This is a genomic window from Wolbachia endosymbiont (group A) of Melitta haemorrhoidalis, from assembly GCF_964273365.1.
In the GTDB taxonomy this organism is placed as follows: Bacteria; Pseudomonadota; Alphaproteobacteria; order Rickettsiales; family Anaplasmataceae; genus Wolbachia; species Wolbachia pipientis.
This window is the reverse complement of sequence record NZ_OZ187004.1, coordinates 489,165-505,913: the sequence shown is the minus strand read 5'-3', so window position 1 is coordinate 505,913 and position 16,749 is coordinate 489,165. Positions and strand designations below refer to the sequence as shown.

Sequence of the window (16,749 nt, the reverse complement as noted above, 5' to 3'; positions counted from 1 at the left end):
TTCAAGTTGACTCTTTCGTCTAGTGGTTAGGACACCACCCTTTCACGGTGGTAACACGGGTTCAAATCCCGTAAGAGTCACTCAAGTAGAATATAATTAAAGTTTTGAATGGGAAAAATTAGGCTCTATGTTGAAGAAGCTTTATCACAAGGCGTGAGTTTAGCACTTAATCCACAACAAAGTCACTATATTTGCAATGTAATGCGGCTTAAGAAGTATGATAATCTCTCTCTTTTTAATGGAAAAGATGGAGAATGGTTAGGAGAAGTAGTTAATATATCGCGTAAATTGACAGAAGTTACACCCAAAGAATGCACTAAACAACAGCAATATGAGGAAAATTTATACCTGTATTGTGCCATGGTAAAAAGTGCTGCTTTGAACAACATAGTAAGACAGGCAACTGAAATGGGAGTAATCTGCATTCAATTTATTTCAACGGAACGTACAGTGGTAAAAAATATTAACCTAAGTAGAGCAAAATTACAAGCAATCGAAGCAGCGGAACAATCAGGTAGGATAAGTATACCAGAGATTTTGCCTCCTATTAACTTTTGTGAGTTACCTGATTCCCAGAGTAAAAATTTTGTTTTGTGTGATGAAACAGGTAAAGCTGACAAAGTGCTGAAAGGCAAAAAAAATGTTGCTATTATTGTTGGCCCTGAAGGTGGTTTTTCATCTTATGAACTTGATCTTGCCGATAAGTTTTGTCAAAAATTGAGTCTAGGAAAAAGAATTTTAAGGGTCGATACTGCTGTAGTTGCTGCACTCACTTTCACCAATTGGTGTAGCTAGATTTTTAAATATGACTAAGGTTTGGGTCATAAAGAAATCTGGTTCAGTGTTGCGCGCACAAAAACCCTGTAGACTTTCTACGAAGCAGTCTGTTGTTAAAGAGGAGCTAATAAAAAACATATTCTAAGATAATATTAAATCTCATATTATATTTTTTCTAAAGTAAACAAATGAATCTTGCATTTTGCCTGAGTTATTGATACTCTGAGTAAAGAAGTCGGGGCGTAGCGCAGCCTGGTAGCGCATTTGGTTTGGGACCAAAGGGTCGGGAGTTCAAATCTCTCCGCCCCGATGTTAGTATAATTGTAAGAACGCTGTAACATAAGAGCAATCTCCATCAGTAAGCAAGTAGCTGACACTGGAATGACATTATTTACCATGTAAATTATGGCATATTACATTTTAACGCTCAAGTTTATAAAATAATTGACAATGTTAATTTTCTAATTTATAAATAGATTTTGAAATGATTACCGAAGGAGGTATAGAGTTTGATAGAAGTATCAGTCCATTATGGTGATGTAGACAGAGCTCTTCCAGTATTGAAAAAAACAATTCAAAAGGAAGGAAGAGGGTTGAAAATGAAAAAACAATATCATGAAAAAAAATCAGAAAAAAGAGCTAAAAAGAAAGCTGAAGCTAAAAAAAAGAGGTACCAACAAGAGTGCAGAAGGCAACGTTATGGTTGGTAGTTTGTACTCAAGTTAATAGTTTATCATTGGTTATTTTATGAATATTCACGAATATCAAGCGAAAGAAGTTTTGCATAAATTTAATGTCCCAGTGCCAAAAGGTTTTGTTGCTACATCTGCAGAAGAAGTAAAGACTCAAGTAAGTCAATTAAAATCTGACGTGTTTGTAGTTAAAGCTCAAATTCATGCAGGTGGTAGGGGTAAAGCCGGTGGCGTAAAGCTAGCAAAGTCAGTTGAAGAAGCTCAACAGTTTGTAAAGGACATGATTGGTATGACTTTAGTTACTCATCAAACAGGGCCAAGCGGGCAGCAAGTAAGAAAAGTGTACGTTGAAGAAGGCTCAAGCATTAAGAAAGAGTATTATTTAAGCCTGGTAATCGACCCGAAGCTCAGTAGGCCAATATTCATATTTTCCTCAGAAGGTGGAATGGACATCGAAGAAGTGGCAAAAAATTCTCCTGCAAAAATTGTGAAATTTGATATTGATCCTGCTACAAGTTTTGATAGCAGCAAGTTAAGCAGCAGTTTTCATTTGAGTCCAGAACAAATAGAAAAGATATCGAACATTGCAAAAAAAATATATGATGCGTTTATTGCAACTGATGCGAGCCAAATTGAAATTAATCCACTGGTTGAAACAAATTCTGGAGATTTTATTGCGCTCGATGCAAAAATTAATTTCGATGATAATGCTTTATATCGTCACCCAGAAATTATGGAACTTCGTGATTATGATGAGGAAGTGAAAGAAGAGATAGAGGCTTCAAAGTATGGGCTCAGTTACATCAAAATGGATGGCAGTATTGGTTGCATGGTAAATGGTGCAGGTCTTGCTATGGCAACAATGGATATAATAAAATACTACGGAGCAGAGCCTGCTAACTTTTTGGATGTTGGTGGTGGAGCGAGTAAAGAAACTGTAACTGAAGCATTTAAAATCATATTGTCTGATAGCAACGTAAAAGGAATTCTGGTTAACATATTTGGTGGTATAATGCGTTGCGATATTATCGCAAGTGGAATTGTTGCGGCTGCAAAAGAAATGAGCATTAAAGTTCCTCTAGTGGTTAGATTATCAGGTACTAATTTTGAAGAAGGAAAAAAAATTTTAGAAGAGTCAGGATTAAATATTATTGCTGCAGATGAGCTAGATGAAGCTGCGCAAAAGATAGTAAAAGAGGTAAAATAAAGCATGTCCGTTTTAGTAAACAAAGATACAAGATTAATATGCCAGGGTTTTACTGGTGCACAAGGCACATTTCATTCAGAGCAAGCAATTGATTACGGAACGAAAATGGTGGGAGGTGTAACTCCTGGAAAGGGTGGGAGCACTCACCTTAATTTACCGGTTTTTAATACTGTAGCAGAAGCCAAAGAAAAAACCGGTGCAAATGCTACAGTTATATATGTACCTGCTAAATTTGCTGCTGCTGCAATACTTGAAGCAATAGATGCAAAAATAGAATTGATAATTTGTATTACAGAGGGCATTCCTATACTTGATATGGTGAAAGTTAAGCGTGCGCTTATCGGCTCAAAAAGTCGATTGATTGGTCCCAACTGCCCGGGAATTATTACCCCTGAAGAATGCAAAATAGGAATTATGCCTGGCCATATCCATAAGCGTGGACACATAGGAATTATGTCTCGCTCCGGAACTTTAACTTACGAGGCAGTAGCACAAACAACCGCTGTTGGTCTTGGTCAATCCACGTGTATCGGAATTGGGGGGGATCCAGTTCATGGTATAACATTTGTCGACTGTATGGAGCTCTTTTTAAAAGATAACGATACTCATGGTATTGTAGTTATTGGTGAAATAGGTGGAAACGAAGAAGAAGATGTATCACATTTTGTGAAAACAGAAAAAACTAAAAAGCCAATCGTTGGTTTTGTAGCAGGCCAAACGGCACCTCCAGGAAGACGTATGGGACACGCTGGAGCAATCATCTCTTCCAGCGGTGGAAGTGCTGGTGCAAAACTAGAAGTTATGCGGAGCGCTGGAATTGCAATTGCTGAAACCCCTGCAGTAATTGGTAAGAAGGTATTGGAAGTAATGCATCACTAGAATTAGGGTCACAAAAACCCTATATCACCGGTCATGAATACGTTATTTGCCCATTCGATTAATAACTTGCCTCCTGGTAAATTTACTGAAGTCTGTTGGGCAACCAGATATCCACGTAGTGTGGATGCAACAAGTGCTGCACAGGCTGCACTACCGCATGATGCAGTAATGCCTGTACCTCTTTCCCAAACTCTTAAAGCTATTTCTCCAGACTTTTCAACTTGTGCAATACTAACATTAATTTTCCGAGGAAATAATGCGTGATTTTCTAGCTTTGGTCCTAAATTTCGCAATGGTATTTCACTTATGTTATCAACAAAAAAAACTATGTGAGGATTGCCAATATTTACTGCAACAGGATCTTTTAGCATTTCAAGCTCTATAGGTAAGTGAAGAGTGTCACACTCAGTAGATAAGGGAATTTCATGCCATTTTAGCAAAGGTTTACCTATGTTAACCTTTATGGATTTATCACCCACTTTAAAACACTCTAAAATGCGTTTGCTTGTTAGCTCAATAATGGAGTATTCAGCACCTTTTTCTGACATTATCAAATATCCAACACAGCGTGCTGCGTTTCCGCACATTTCAGCTCGACTGCCATCAGCATTATAGATATGCATAAAACAGTCTGCAGCATTAGACATTGTTATAATTATCACTTGATCACAACTGCTTTGATCAGCAATTTGTCTATGGTTCCAGTCTAAATTGTTTGTTGAACGTGAGTCTATGATAACGAAATTGTTACCAGTGCCGTGCATTTTGATAAAATTTTCAGAATTTTGGCCACTCATCATAAAAAAATATTTCTTCTATTGGTCTTCTTTTCTTCTTACTTGTTTCAGCACCCTCTTCTTCGTAACCAACCGCTATCACTGACATTACGTTAAAGTCATTGGGTATATTGAACTCTTTCACTATTTTATCTCTATCAAATCCACCCATTTGATGGGCCATTAAGTTCATAACTGCAGCTTGTAACATAAGTCCATAATTCGCTGCACCAGTATCGTGATTAGCCCAAAAATTTTCACCTTTATCAGATTTGCGGAAATTCTTAGCGCTTAAAGATATGATTAACACTTGTGCATCTTTTGCCCATTTTTGATTAGATTCATCAAGGCAATTTAGCAGCTTTTCCCATGCGCTTTGATTGTTCTGTTTGTTGCATATTACGTATCTCCAGGGTTCATCACCAAAACATGAGGGAGTCAGCCTTACAGCTTCCATTAAAATATCCATGTCTTCCTGAGATATTGCTCTTGTAGGATCGTATGAACGTCCGCTGTGTCTTGCTTTCATCAACGATAATAGATCTTGTTTACTCATCATTTTTAATTTAATAGTGCATAAATAATTCATTGTAGCACAATATAAGCAAAATTTAAATTGCAAAACCTCTCATACACATATATTACATTTAATAAGTTATTTTTATTGGGAAGGTATGTTTATAACACAATCTAGCAGCAGATCAACACTGGCTGAAGTATTGTCTTGCGTTTTACTTTTATTCTTGATGGCTCAAATAAGTATACCATTGCAGCCTGTGCCTATCACATTGCAAACTTTAGGAGTAATGCTTATTGGGCTTAAATTTAACCGCAGAACAGCATTCTATTCTGTGCTTACATATCTATCACTTGGTGCAGCAGGATTGCCTGTTCTTGCAAATTTTTCTGGTGGTTATCACGCTCTCCTTGGACCAACAGGTGGATATTTAATTGGCTGTTTAGCTGCTGTTATGGTAATGAGCAAAGTAAATGAATTACTGAACTCTAAGTATAAATCATTTGTATGTAATTCTTTAAGTTGTCTGGCTGGTACAGTTGTAATCTTTATTTGTGGTGTTAGTTGGCTTGCTGTTTACTTGGGTCTGGAACAAGCAATAATGGTGGGTGTTTTACCATTTATCCTTCCTGGTTTGATAAAAATTTTTCTACTTGTAGCAGCTTTGCAATATTTGAAAAAATGATAAAATTTCGCCCTCATCATTTTATGTGCACCCTCGCGTTTCGGGGATATGGGTATTCTCAGGGTTTTGTAGAAAATTATAAAAGGATAGCAAGCAAAGTAATTAGTACTCAAATCGAAGTAGTTGGTAACCTTGATAATATCTGTAGTGCTTGTCCAAATCAGACTAAACAAGGTAAATGCACCACACAAGCTAAAGTTTTAGAGCTAGATAGAAGGCATATGGAAATTTTAGGAATTAAAATTGGCGAGACTTTGACCTGGAGTGAAGCGGTAGAAAAGATTAGGGAGAAAATGTCTTTAGAGAAATTCGAGTACGCATGTGAGGGGTGCAACTGGCAGCCATATGGAATATGTAAAAATGCCCTTTTAAATCTACAAAGGTAGTTGACAAAATGTTAAGATAAATTGAAGCATTTTTGTGGAAATAAAGCGAAATATGGAAGACAAAAGATAAATGCATTCTGAAAGGCTACACAGCATGTTCGTCCCGCTAATTAATAATATCTTTATTATTGTATGAGATAGGTAATTTAGCATTTATGAATTTGTAATGTGTTGCATATAGCTCAAAGAAATAAGGTTTACTGGTTACACGCTGCAGCCAATGCCACAACACTAGGACCTATGTTTATCTGCATGTTAATTTGCGTTGTGATTTTATGGAGGTCTTCTGTTACCTATGCTAGTGAAAATTTGGAGATACAGAAGGCCTTTGATAGTGTTGTCAAGCATATAAAAGCTGATAAAAAATATAAAGATCTTGATGTTATTGAGAGAAAAAGTGATAAATTTAACATCAAAATTGCGCAGAATTCTGGCAAGAGTTTTGACATATACTCTACTTTAAAAAAAGCAAAAGATTCCTTTGAATCAGGAGATAATGAAACAGCTATTTCTCTCCTTAATCAGATCATTGCAAAGTTTCCTTATCATAAAAATGCTTTAATTGGATTGGGAAATATTTATTACGCTAATAAAGAATACAAAAAAGCTGTAGAGATTTACACAAGACTGTTAAAAGAACACCCTAGTAACCCTTACATATTAAAAAATTTTCTGACGATAATCTCACAATATGATCCTGATCTGGCGTTGAGTGAAATGTTAAAATTGTATGATATACATAAAAATTATGCTCCTTTATTAGCAAATTTAGGTCTGATCTATATGAAAAAGGAGGATTATGTAAAAGGTAAAGAGTATATGATAACTGCTATTTCCCTCGATGAAAACAATATTTTTTATACTTATAATTTAGCTGTTATTCTAGATAAACTTTCAGATTTTCAAAATGCTACAATATTCTACTTAAAGTTGTTAAACATGGCTACAACTTCGAAAGATGTGAGTGAAAAAATACCTTTATACAAAGTGACAGCAAGACTAAAATTTATAAAACTTCACAGCACGCACCCAAAGATTTCATAAAAGCTTATAGCTTACCTAAAGCTAATTTATCGTATCTGTTCAAGGGAGTGGCTAATGTGCAAATATTGAAGCAAAGTGTGTGACACACAGCTGTACGAACATTTATTTGCAAAGGTAATTTGCACAACAAATGCATAACTGTACGAACATTGTGATTTTGGCCCATCAGGAGGGTGTCATCCAAGTGCTTGACACTGGGATCCAGGAATTTTATTAAGTTGGCGAGCATAAAAATAGCTGTTTTATGTAAAAATACAACGTTTTAATGATTATGAAAAAGCTGGATTCCAGTGTCAAGCACTGGAATGACACCATTCTTTTTTCTGGATCCCAGTGTCGGCTACTTGGATGACACCATTTATTGTAAGGACTTACCTCACATTTACTCTATGATTATCTTTTTAGATCACCTTGTCTACCTATTTTGCCACTCTGCTGAACGGACAATGGCGTCAACTTAAGGAAAAATATCAGCGATAGTGTATAAAATTTCTCTCTAAAACTTTTACCATTAAATTATCCAGAAGCCGCAGGAAACAGCACTTTTGTTTCTATTTTATTTCAACAAAGAAGTTTAAAATGTGTCCTTTTTAGGTGAAACATGCAAAAAGGAAAAAATTTTATTCTACAAATTAAAAATATAATATACTCGAAAGCTTTTCAGAGAATCCATTGTGTTGAGTTTTACACGAACAAGAAAACTTCCTTTTTCGACAGTATTTTCTATGATTTTAAAGTTAGTTAAAAAAAGTTTGGGAATAGAATGTGAACTTATGGAGCCATTGACATGTACCCTCAAAGCAAGCTTTTTCTAAAGCAAGGTATAAGATTTGCCATACAGGCTTTCAAGAATTTAAGCATCCAAACAGCCTATCAGGATGAACCTGAGTTGGAGAGGCTATAGACTTATTGCAGCAGATGGTTCTGGTATGAGATTACCCAGCTCTGAGGAAATTGTATCCGAGTTTGGCCGCTTTAAACCAAATGGAACAACAGGCACAATGCCACCATTGGCAAGAGTTTCTTTGTTTGTTGATTTGTGTACTTCGCTGATTTGTAGTGCTCGTCTTGCGGCTTGGAATATAGGTGAACAAACGTTGGCGGAAGAGCAATTACCCGAAGTTATCACTCAAATGCGTTCATTAAATCAAATTATTTATCTATGATCGTGGTTATCCTTCAGTAAAATTCATTCAGCAGCATTATGATTTGGAAGTAGATTTTATTTTTCGCTTGCAAAAAAGAAATTATAGCAAGCTATGGGAACGCTGGCGAATTAGATTTCGATTTTATATTAGAAAATGAAAAGCTAAAAAATAAAATGAAAGGACAGAAAGTAAGAGTTATAGTGCTGACATTAGCCAACGGAGAAACAGAGGTATTGATTACTTCACTTTTTGACCGAGTAAAATTTACTTTGGAAGATATCAGCAAAGCTTATGTGTTAAGGTGGCATATAGAGGAGTGCTATAAACGACTCAAAATAGGTGCAGAATTAGAGAATTTTTCTGGCGTAAATTTAGAGGCTGTATTACAAGAATTTTGGGCAAACTTAGTCATGTGTAATATATTGTCGCTTCATATGTGTGATGCACAAGGGCCTTGGAATCCAGATCAAATTGCTGAGTATCGTTTAAATTTTTCAGTTTTATTTGGTGTAATGAGGCAGAAACTCTATCAGGTACTTATTGCGCCAAAAAACTTTCAAGCCCTTTTTAAGTATACGCGCTAAAGTTAAAATCCGACCAGGACGATTGTATAGCCGCGATAAGGTAGATAAGCCCAAACGCCATCATGTCTTTAGGAGAGTTTGCTAATGGAGGCTCTTAAGTTGACGCCATTGCCTGAACGGATACAATTTATTGCTATTTTTGTTTACAATAATAATATTGAGCTATAGAATTAGATCTAAAGGGGCAATTAGCTCAGCTGGTAGAGCATCTCGTTTACACCGAGGAGGTCGGCAGTTCAAGTCTGTCATTGCCCATTTGCTTAACTGAATGTTAGTATTATTAATTACTTCAATCAAAATATAGAAAATGCAGGATAATATAGTACCAATCTCAATAGTAAAAGAGCTGGAAGATTCTTATCTCTCCTACGCAATGAGCGTTATCATAAGCCGGGCTATACCTGACGTGCGGGATGGATTTAAACCTGTTCACAGGCGCATATTATATGCAATGTCAAGAGCTGGATTCGATGCCGGTAAGCCATATAAAAAAGCAGCTCGTATAGTTGGGGATGTAATGGGGAAATATCACCCACATGGTGATGCAGCTATTTACGATTCCTTGGTCAGGATGGCTCAAGATTTTTCTCTTCTTTTACCACTTATTGATGGGCAAGGTAACTTTGGTTCGATAGATGGAGATCCACCAGCTTCAATGCGATACACAGAAGCAAGACTTCAAAAAGTGTCACACTTTTTACTAAATGATATTGATGAAGATACAGTTAATTTTAGGCCAAACTACGATGGAAATGAAACAGAACCAGTTGTGCTGCCTGCAGAGTTTCCGAATCTATTGGTAAACGGTGCAAGTGGTGTTGCAGTTGGTATGGCAACCAATATTCCTTCTCATAATCTTGGAGAAATAATAGATGCTTGTATATTATATGTAGATAATCCTGAAGTTACTTTGGATGAGTTACTTGAAGTGATGCCAGGGCCGGATTTCCCAACTGGGGGAACGATTCTTGGAAGGTCTGGAATAAGATCAGCATTTGCAACGGGTCGTGGATCAATTGTTGTGCAAGGCAAGACTCACATAGAAGACCTGCCACAAGATAGGCAAGCAATAGTGATTGATGAAATACCTTACCAGGTAAATAAAGTAAAATTAATTGAGAAGATAGGTGAGCTTGTAAAAGAAAAAAGAATTGATGGCATAACAGAAATTAGGGATGAGTCCGATAAGTCTGGTATTAGAGTAGTAATTGACCTCAGAAGAAATGCTGAAGCAAGTTTTATACTTAATCAAATATTGGGACTAACTCCACTAAGAAGTAGTTTTAGTGTTAACACTTTAGTACTCAATAACAACAGACCTGCTTTGATGTCGTTAAAAGAAATCATAGCTGCTTTTGTTGACTTTAGAAAAGAAGTGTTAATCAGGAGAACAGAATTTCGTCTAAGAAAAACGAGAGAAAAAGCTCATATATATATAGGGCTCTACATTGCGGTCCTCAGCATAGATGAAGTGATAAAAATCATCCGCGGTGCAAAAGATCCTGCGGAAGCAAGTAGAGAACTTTTAAATAAAGAATGGAAAACTTCGAATGAAATCAACACTATCATCGAGTTGATTTCAGATAGCGCAAGCTTTTTGAAAGATGGAGTGTATAGATTAACTGAGCTACAAATTAAAGCTATCCTTGATATGAAACTGCAGCGTTTAACAGGCCTTGAAAAAGACAAATTAGAAGCTGAGCTAAGTTCAATGATCAACCTGATAAAAGAATATATCGCTTTTCTTGGCTCAGAAGAGAAGTTGATGAAGGAAATAAAAAACAATCTACAAGAAATAAAGAACAGATTTGCTGTGCCGCGAAAAACTTCAATAGAGGAATCAGATACGGACATTGAAGCTGAAGATCTAATTCCACAAGAGGATATGGTGATAACCGTAACTATGAATGGTTATATCAAGCGTGTGAAGCTTTCTCACTACAGAACTCAGCGTCGTGGTGGAAAAGGAAAGCTAGGACAAGGATTAAAAGAAGAGGATGTAATCACAAAATTATTTGTTGGGAATACCCACACTAGCCTCTTATTCTTTTCTAATATTGGTCGAGTTTATAGATTAAAAGTTTATAAGTTGCCTCTTGCAGAACCAACTGCACGTGGAAGAGCACTTGTTAACATATTTCCGCTTAGCGATGGTGAAACTATAACTAATATCATGCCATTACCAAGTGAAAATGACGAAAATCAAAACATAGTTTTTGCTACTGCTCATGGAAACATAAGGCGTAACTCTTTAGCGGACTTTCACTATATTCCAAGCAATGGAAAAATAGCAATAAAGCTCGATGAAGGAGACAAATTAATATCGGTTAAAGTATGCAATGCAATTGATCATGTTTTTCTTTCAACAAGATTCGGCAAAAGTATCAGATTTGTTGTAAGTGATGTGCGTCAATTTAAAAGTCGCAATTCAGATGGCGTAAGAGGTATCAAACTTGCAAAGAATGACAGCGTGATATCCATGACCATATTAAATGGGATAGGTGTAGCAACAGAAACAAAAGAACTTTACTTAAAAGTTCCACTTGCAAAAAGACTGGGAACTGCAATTAATAACTCCATTGATTCTAAATTGGAAAAGACTTTGAATGATTTAGGAATAGATAACGAATTATTCTTAAAACTTGCAGTGAATGAGGAGTTTATATTAACTATTACTGAAAATGGCTTTGGTAAAAGAACTTCTGCGTATGAGTATAGAGTAACTAACAGGGGTGGTGTTGGTATCACCAATATTCTTACTACTAGCAGAAACGGTAATGTTGTTGCTAGTTTTCCAGTTGAGCAGGGTGATAATATAATGCTTATTACAGATAAAGGAAAGTTAATTCGCATTTCGGTCAATGAGATTAGAATTGCAGGACGCAGCACTCAAGGAGTCACTCTGTTTAAAACAGAAAGTAGAGAAAAAGTGGTGTCAGTAGCGAAAATTGAAGATCCTGATTCCACTGAAGATAGTATTTTTGAAGTTGAAAACTCTATCGCTTCTTAACCGTAGTATAGGTTAAACAAAAAGCGCAAGTTTTTGTTGATTAATACGCAGTATTTAAATTAAAATATATACTTATGGCTAAGTAAAGATCAATGGACAAAAAATTAACTAAAAATAAAAAACCACTGGCAGACAAAGAGGATAAAAAAACACCTCCTGTTAAAGATCTTACTAAAAATAAGAGTAGGAGAGATTTTATAACATTAACTACATGCGCTATGGCAGGTATAGGAGCTGCAAGCGGACTTTGGCCACTGGTTAAATCTATGAATCCTTCTGCTGAAGTTCTAGCAACTTCCACAGTGGAGGTGAATTTGTCTGGAATTCAGGAAGGACACGGAGTAAAAGTAAAGTGGCAAGGTAAACCAGTATTCATTCGTAGACGCACAAAGCAAGAAATTGAGGCTGCAAGAGCTGTGAATGTGAAGAGCTTGAGGGATCCTCAATTAGATGAGCAGAGAGTATACGAAGGAAAAGACGAATGGTTAATTATGCTTGGAATATGTACACATCTTGGGTGTGTACCGGTTGACCACGCTACAAGAGATGGTAATGGTTGGTTCTGTCCTTGCCACGGTTCATATTATGATACATCAGGCCGAGTGATTGGGGGTCCTGCACCGAAAAATATGGCTGTACCTGATTATTTTTTTCCCAGTGAGAATGTTGTGGTAATTGGCAAGAAGGCTTAACGGAACTCGTTAAAAAAAACTCACAGGATCAACATCTATTATCACTGCAATACTCGAATTCAAGTTACAATTTTTAATCCAATATTTCAGCTTTTTTTGTATAGATAAACTGTGTTTATTGTGTATTTTTAATAATACCCTATGCCGATACTTATTATTTAAAAAATTTATTGCTGCTGGTGATGGGCCAAGAATTTCAAATTCCTTTCTGTCTACACCTACATTTTTTTCCTGGATACAAGTAGTTAAGCTACTTGGATAACAAAGAAGAGATTTTACTATTTCATTCGCTGCTTTTTGTGTTGCAATCTGATTCTTACCACAAATTATAAGCGCTATTAATCTGCTAAATGGTGGCATTTTGGCTTCGCGTCTTGACTTAAGTTCGATTTCATAAAATGAGTCTCTTTTTTGATGCAGCAATGCTTTTATTATTGAACTTTCAGGATTATTAGTTTGCACTATTACCATTCCTTTTTCATTAAACCTTCCTGATCTGCCTGCAACTTGGTGCAATAATTGATACGTCTTTTCCGCTGCTCTTAAATCAGAATTTTCGAGGCTCAAATCTGCATTTATTACTCCAACCAAAGTTAATTTGGGAAAATTGTGCCCCTTAGCAATTATCTGTGTGCCGATTATAATGTTCACCTCTTCCTTTAACACTAAATCAATGATGTTACTAACCGACTTCTGATCGCTGCTTATCATCGCAGTTTTTGCGTTTGGTATTAATTTCACCATTTCTTCAAGTAACCTTTCAATTCCTATGCCGTAGAGGGACAATGGCTGTTCACTTTGGCAATTAGAGCATTTTTCTGGAAGTTTCAATTGATAAGAGCAGTGGTGGCACAAAAGAGCATTTTTTTTCTTGTGATATGTAAGCCAAACAGCACAATTTAAGCAGGAAATTTTATATCCACACTTTTTACAAATTGCCAGTTGTGCATACCCTCTGCGGTTTAGAAAAAGCATAACCTGCTGTTTTTTCTCTATGGTTTGTTTGATGCTTTCAAAAAGCTCAGAGGAGATCCATTGCTTGTTGTTCCTCATATCTACTACTTTAATGAGTGGCAATTCTGCACCACCAAATCGCTTAGTTAGCTTTACATGATTGTAATTCCCGTTTTTAACATGATGAATCGTTTCAAGCAGTGGAGTAGCTGATGATAAAATAATCGGAATATTTTCAAATTTGGCTAAGATTATCGCCATATCTCGAGCATTATATATAATTCCCTGTTCTTGTTTAAAAGATGAGTCGTGCTCTTCATCAACGATAATCAATTTTAGGTTTTTATAAGGCAAAAAAAGCGCTGACCGTGCACCAATAATTATCTGCGCATTTCCATTTGCTATATTGAGCCAATTATTCCGGCGAGTTTTTGGAGTGAGCCCTGAGTGCCATTCAACTAAGTTTTTTGATATCTGACCGCGAACACGATTTACCAATTGTGAAGTTAAAACAATTTCAGGTAGGAGGATTAAAATTTGTGTATTACCTTCTCCTGATGTCATTTCAACATATTCTGGTGTCATACTAGTACGTGGCAAAGACGGTATGCTAAATGTTACAGTGGGTTTTGCCTTGAGTATAAAGGTGTCATTCCAGTGCTTGACACTGGAATCCAGGAATTTTGATTGTAAATTAGGTATTGGTTTTAAGTTAAAATAAACATTTGTAATGAGGTTATATGAAAAACTGGATCCCAGTGTCAGGCTACTCGGATGACACCCTCTTGGTAGACCCAAATCACAATGTTCGTACAGTTGTGTCTCTGGGCACTGGGATGGTAAAGTCTGAGCAGCATTTGGAACGGCAGTGTCATTCTTAATCAATTGTGCAATCACAGAGAGATAAACTTCCGTTTTTCCAGATCCTGTCTCACCGTCAAGCAAAGTCACTGAATACTCGTTCAAATTGCTGATTATTTTATCACTAGCTATCTGCTGTTCAGGGCTTAATTGGCAACTTATTTCACTTGTTTCCTGCTTTTGTTCAACACAAACCAATTTATCTATGTGATTTACTTTTAACACTCCTCCCATTATCACTTTGGCAAGCATACCAATAGGTATTAAATTGTATTGTGCAACCCACTCTGCAAATGCAATCAATTTTGGTCTAATATTTGGTAAATCGATTTTTTGCTCAATAAATTTTAATTCTCGGTTACTTTTATCACTGTATTTCCAAACTATTCCGATTAAGCGTTTTTTGCCAAATGGCACCACTACGTAATCTCCAAGTAAAATCTCAGTATTTTCCTCAATTGCATATGAAAATAACTGATCAATTGGAAGTGGTAGTAATACGTCAACTGTTTTTGCCATAGTGATTGAGTTTAACATTGTTTTAAAGAGCTTGTAACTTTATTAAGCTTGGCAATATAGATGAATCGGTACAGAGAAAATCTTAACGTTTAACACATTTTTCATAGTACAGACCGTATGATTGATAAATAAAATGATTTATAGAATTTGTGGAGGCTACCAATGGTCAACGACAAGATTACTTTGAACTTTGAAATAGAAAAAGGCGAACCTATAGATCGATACTACTTTTCTGCACATATAAAGCTTACAGATGAAAGCAAAAATCTTTTGCGCGAGAAGCTTGGCAGTACAATTCAATTCGATAATCTAGATGATCACTTCAATCTTAACCATGAGAATTTTTATATCTACTACAACAAATATAGTGAGCACAATGGTAGAAGTGAGCTACACGTTAGGGATGATAACGGTAAATATTTAACCTCCAATCTTCCACTTAATTACTATGGATTCTCAATGGAACTATCACCTGACGGAGCGTCAATTGCAGATTATGGTTTTTATCCTCTGTATGCAATCTATAACCCAAATCACTATGATAAAGCAAAGGAAAAAGTATTTGATGATCACGGTGAATTGTCACCAATTGCATCAAATGTGTTAGATAATTTTTTAAGCAACACAAATAGCTTAACCACACAAGATATATTACAAAATGTATTCTCACAACTGCAGAAGAAAGCTGATGAAGAAGCAGAAAGATTGGCAAGAGAGAGAGAAGCAGAAAGACAAAGGGAGGAAGAGTTAAATGAAAAGAACGAGGAGTTAAAAGAACTTGTAGAAAAGGATGAGATTAAAATATTCAAAGTGGTAAAAGGTAATGATTTAGGTAATGGGCATTCAGCAGTAGTTTTACAACTTGATGGGGAAGAAGGTGACAAGATACCTCTCGACTCTAGTAAATACTACATAGCAGAGTATAGACACCACCCAGAATGGGAAGGCGATGAATATTTAAATTTTGTTAGCCCTGATAGTGATATGCTGGTTAATTATGAAAACTTATTTTTTGTGCTCAATCAAAGCTCCTACTCAGACTTTGAAAGTGGGTTTTATTCAGAAAACAGAACCGATCCCCATAATTATGCTAAATATTCAAAGGAACCATATTTGAGTGGTGACCAGCTATCTGAAAAATTATCTAATGAATTGGAGGAAGATAGCAATCAGATAGGTACTGAATTTACAATTGATGATGAGCAAGTAGACGAAGAAGTTGTGGTAGAGAGTGAAGCCAAGTCTGGGGAGAAAGGAACGGTTGGTGAGGATAACGCAAAAAATACTATACAGGAAGAAGAATCTAACTATATAGATCAAATGCAAGCGGATGATAGCAGCAGTTATAAACCAGCTTTGCAAAGCAATCGTGATGATTATGCTGATACGAAAAAAGCTCTGCAGGAAAAATTGCATGGAGATGAAATACACAAGCAAAGTAATGAGAAAGCTCAAAAAGATATAGAAGTAAAAAAAGTAACTGTGGAAACTGACAGTAGCAGTAATAAGACTGAAAAACAAACAAAACCAACAGAAGATGAACAAGAAACTGTTATGGCAAGTGTGATAGAAAATATGGATAAAAATTCTGATATTGAAGCAGAAACTTCTAACAGTGTTGCAAATTCACAACATCCCTTAAAAATAAAGACAGGAAGTCCTCTTGAAGTGGGAAAGTATAAGGTGGAGCTGCAAGTGACATATGATGATGTAAAGAATTTTTATGATACCGTACGTGGTAAATATCATGCTGGCGATGGATATAACTACGAACAAGTAATGGTTTTATATAATGAAATTGTTAGGCCCGCTCACAATCATCATTACGAGCTGTTTACTCTTGATGAAGCACATGTTGCTAATGATCACCTGTTTATCAAGGGTCAGGATTTTGGAACTCTAAATGATTTTAATGAGATGTTCTATAAAAGTGATGAGTTAATGTGATGTAAAAAGCAAGATTCAATCTGGTGAACGAGAGTTAACTGACAGAGGAGATTGACACGTATGCCTTTATC

14 protein-coding genes, 3 tRNA genes and 1 pseudogene are annotated in these 16,749 nt (G+C 36.1%); 15 read left to right on the top strand and 3 right to left on the bottom strand.

The window, feature by feature from the left end; genetic code table 11:
- Positions 1-8: 8 nt before the first annotated feature.
- The 6 genes from ACICPZ_RS02640 (at position 9) to sucD (ending at position 3,555) form a co-directional block, all read left to right on the top strand.
- Positions 9-80, top strand: a tRNA-Glu gene (locus ACICPZ_RS02640).
- Positions 81-108: 28 nt separating this feature from the next.
- Positions 109-795 carry a 16S rRNA (uracil(1498)-N(3))-methyltransferase gene (locus tag ACICPZ_RS02635; protein WP_006279818.1) on the top strand — a complete coding sequence of 229 codons (687 nt, stop codon included), beginning with the start codon at positions 109-111 and terminating at the stop codon, positions 793-795.
- Positions 796-1,013: 218 nt separating this feature from the next.
- Positions 1,014-1,087: transfer RNA gene (locus ACICPZ_RS02630), tRNA-Pro, on the top strand.
- A 199-nt stretch (positions 1,088-1,286) separates the two neighbouring features.
- Entirely contained in the window at positions 1,287-1,487 is a 201-nt protein-coding gene (rpsU, locus tag ACICPZ_RS02625) for a 30S ribosomal protein S21 (protein ID WP_006279819.1), read from the top strand.
- A gap of 37 nt (positions 1,488-1,524) precedes the next feature.
- Positions 1,525-2,676 carry an ADP-forming succinate--CoA ligase subunit beta gene (sucC, locus tag ACICPZ_RS02620; RefSeq protein WP_006279820.1) on the top strand — a complete coding sequence of 384 codons (1,152 nt, stop codon included), beginning with the start codon at positions 1,525-1,527 and terminating at the stop codon, positions 2,674-2,676.
- 3 nt (positions 2,677-2,679) lie between these two features.
- Positions 2,680-3,555 (top strand): succinate--CoA ligase subunit alpha, encoded by an 876-nt coding sequence (gene sucD, locus ACICPZ_RS02615; protein ID WP_010963102.1) that lies wholly within the window; start codon positions 2,680-2,682, stop codon positions 3,553-3,555.
- A gap of 8 nt (positions 3,556-3,563) precedes the next feature.
- Here the strand turns inward: sucD and dapF are convergent, their stop codons facing one another.
- Together dapF and ACICPZ_RS02605 are read right to left on the bottom strand one after the other, a co-directional pair.
- Positions 3,564-4,352, bottom strand: coding sequence for a diaminopimelate epimerase (gene dapF / locus ACICPZ_RS02610; protein WP_395462163.1), 789 nt, complete (start codon positions 4,350-4,352; stop codon positions 3,564-3,566).
- The gene (locus ACICPZ_RS02605) at positions 4,333-4,920 is read right to left on the bottom strand and encodes a nitroreductase family protein (RefSeq protein ID WP_095742826.1); all 588 of its coding nucleotides are present in this window, start codon (positions 4,918-4,920) and stop codon (positions 4,333-4,335) included. The genes dapF and ACICPZ_RS02605 overlap by 20 nt, the downstream gene beginning before the upstream one ends.
- An 85-nt stretch (positions 4,921-5,005) precedes the next feature.
- Between ACICPZ_RS02605 and ACICPZ_RS02600 the strand changes: the two genes are divergently transcribed.
- The 8 genes and pseudogenes from ACICPZ_RS02600 to petA all read left to right on the top strand — a co-directional run bounded on the left by ACICPZ_RS02600 (position 5,006) and on the right by petA (position 12,397).
- Positions 5,006-5,533, top strand: a complete 528-nt coding sequence (locus ACICPZ_RS02600; RefSeq protein ID WP_264374102.1) for a biotin transporter BioY — start codon at positions 5,006-5,008, stop codon at positions 5,531-5,533.
- The gene (locus ACICPZ_RS02595) at positions 5,530-5,919 is read left to right on the top strand and encodes a DUF1284 domain-containing protein (RefSeq protein ID WP_209472357.1); all 390 of its coding nucleotides are present in this window, start codon (positions 5,530-5,532) and stop codon (positions 5,917-5,919) included. The genes ACICPZ_RS02600 and ACICPZ_RS02595 overlap by 4 nt, the downstream gene beginning before the upstream one ends.
- A 168-nt stretch (positions 5,920-6,087) precedes the next feature.
- The gene (locus ACICPZ_RS02590; protein WP_007548480.1) at positions 6,088-6,963 is read left to right on the top strand and encodes a tetratricopeptide repeat protein; all 876 of its coding nucleotides are present in this window, start codon (positions 6,088-6,090) and stop codon (positions 6,961-6,963) included.
- Positions 6,964-7,253: 290 nt separating this feature from the next.
- A complete protein-coding gene (locus tag ACICPZ_RS02585) occupies positions 7,254-7,424 on the top strand; it encodes a hypothetical protein (RefSeq protein WP_395462138.1) in 171 nt (56 codons plus the stop codon).
- 140 nt (positions 7,425-7,564) lie between these two features.
- Positions 7,565-8,780 (top strand): annotated as a pseudogene (locus ACICPZ_RS02580) (IS4 family transposase).
- 97 nt (positions 8,781-8,877) lie between these two features.
- A tRNA-Val gene (locus tag ACICPZ_RS02575) sits at positions 8,878-8,950 on the top strand.
- 52 nt (positions 8,951-9,002) lie between these two features.
- Positions 9,003-11,705: a DNA topoisomerase (ATP-hydrolyzing) subunit A gene (gene gyrA, locus ACICPZ_RS02570; protein WP_264373623.1), complete on the top strand. Its 2,703-nt coding sequence runs from the start codon at positions 9,003-9,005 to the stop codon at positions 11,703-11,705.
- Between the two features lie 92 nt (positions 11,706-11,797).
- Positions 11,798-12,397: a ubiquinol-cytochrome c reductase iron-sulfur subunit gene (gene petA, locus ACICPZ_RS02565; RefSeq protein ID WP_010963095.1), complete on the top strand. Its 600-nt coding sequence runs from the start codon at positions 11,798-11,800 to the stop codon at positions 12,395-12,397.
- A gap of 9 nt (positions 12,398-12,406) precedes the next feature.
- Here the strand turns inward: petA and priA are convergent, their stop codons facing one another.
- Positions 12,407-14,749 (bottom strand): primosomal protein N', encoded by a 2,343-nt coding sequence (gene priA / locus ACICPZ_RS02560; RefSeq protein WP_264373622.1) that lies wholly within the window; start codon positions 14,747-14,749, stop codon positions 12,407-12,409.
- A 144-nt stretch (positions 14,750-14,893) separates the two neighbouring features.
- On the opposite strand from priA, the gene ACICPZ_RS02555 reads away from it, so the two are divergent.
- Positions 14,894-16,678, top strand: a complete 1,785-nt coding sequence (locus tag ACICPZ_RS02555) for a hypothetical protein (protein ID WP_010963093.1) — start codon at positions 14,894-14,896, stop codon at positions 16,676-16,678.
- The last annotated feature ends 71 nt before the right edge of the window (positions 16,679-16,749 follow it).

Coding starts and splice junctions, on each gene's coding strand:
- ACICPZ_RS02555 (WP_010963093.1), top strand. CDS start 14,894: ATGGTCAACGACAAGATTACTTTGAACTTTGAAATAGAAAAAGGCGAA.
- sucD (WP_010963102.1), top strand. CDS start 2,680: ATGTCCGTTTTAGTAAACAAAGATACAAGATTAATATGCCAGGGTTTT.
- ACICPZ_RS02605 (WP_095742826.1), bottom strand. CDS start 4,920: ATGAATTATTTATGCACTATTAAATTAAAAATGATGAGTAAACAAGAT.
- petA (WP_010963095.1), top strand. CDS start 11,798: ATGGACAAAAAATTAACTAAAAATAAAAAACCACTGGCAGACAAAGAG.
- sucC (WP_006279820.1), top strand. CDS start 1,525: ATGAATATTCACGAATATCAAGCGAAAGAAGTTTTGCATAAATTTAAT.
- gyrA (WP_264373623.1), top strand. CDS start 9,003: ATGCAGGATAATATAGTACCAATCTCAATAGTAAAAGAGCTGGAAGAT.
- dapF (WP_395462163.1), bottom strand. CDS start 4,352: ATGAGTGGCCAAAATTCTGAAAATTTTATCAAAATGCACGGCACTGGT.
- ACICPZ_RS02600 (WP_264374102.1), top strand. CDS start 5,006: ATGTTTATAACACAATCTAGCAGCAGATCAACACTGGCTGAAGTATTG.
- ACICPZ_RS02635 (WP_006279818.1), top strand. CDS start 109: ATGGGAAAAATTAGGCTCTATGTTGAAGAAGCTTTATCACAAGGCGTG.
- ACICPZ_RS02595 (WP_209472357.1), top strand. CDS start 5,530: ATGATAAAATTTCGCCCTCATCATTTTATGTGCACCCTCGCGTTTCGG.
- priA (WP_264373622.1), bottom strand. CDS start 14,749: ATGTTAAACTCAATCACTATGGCAAAAACAGTTGACGTATTACTACCA.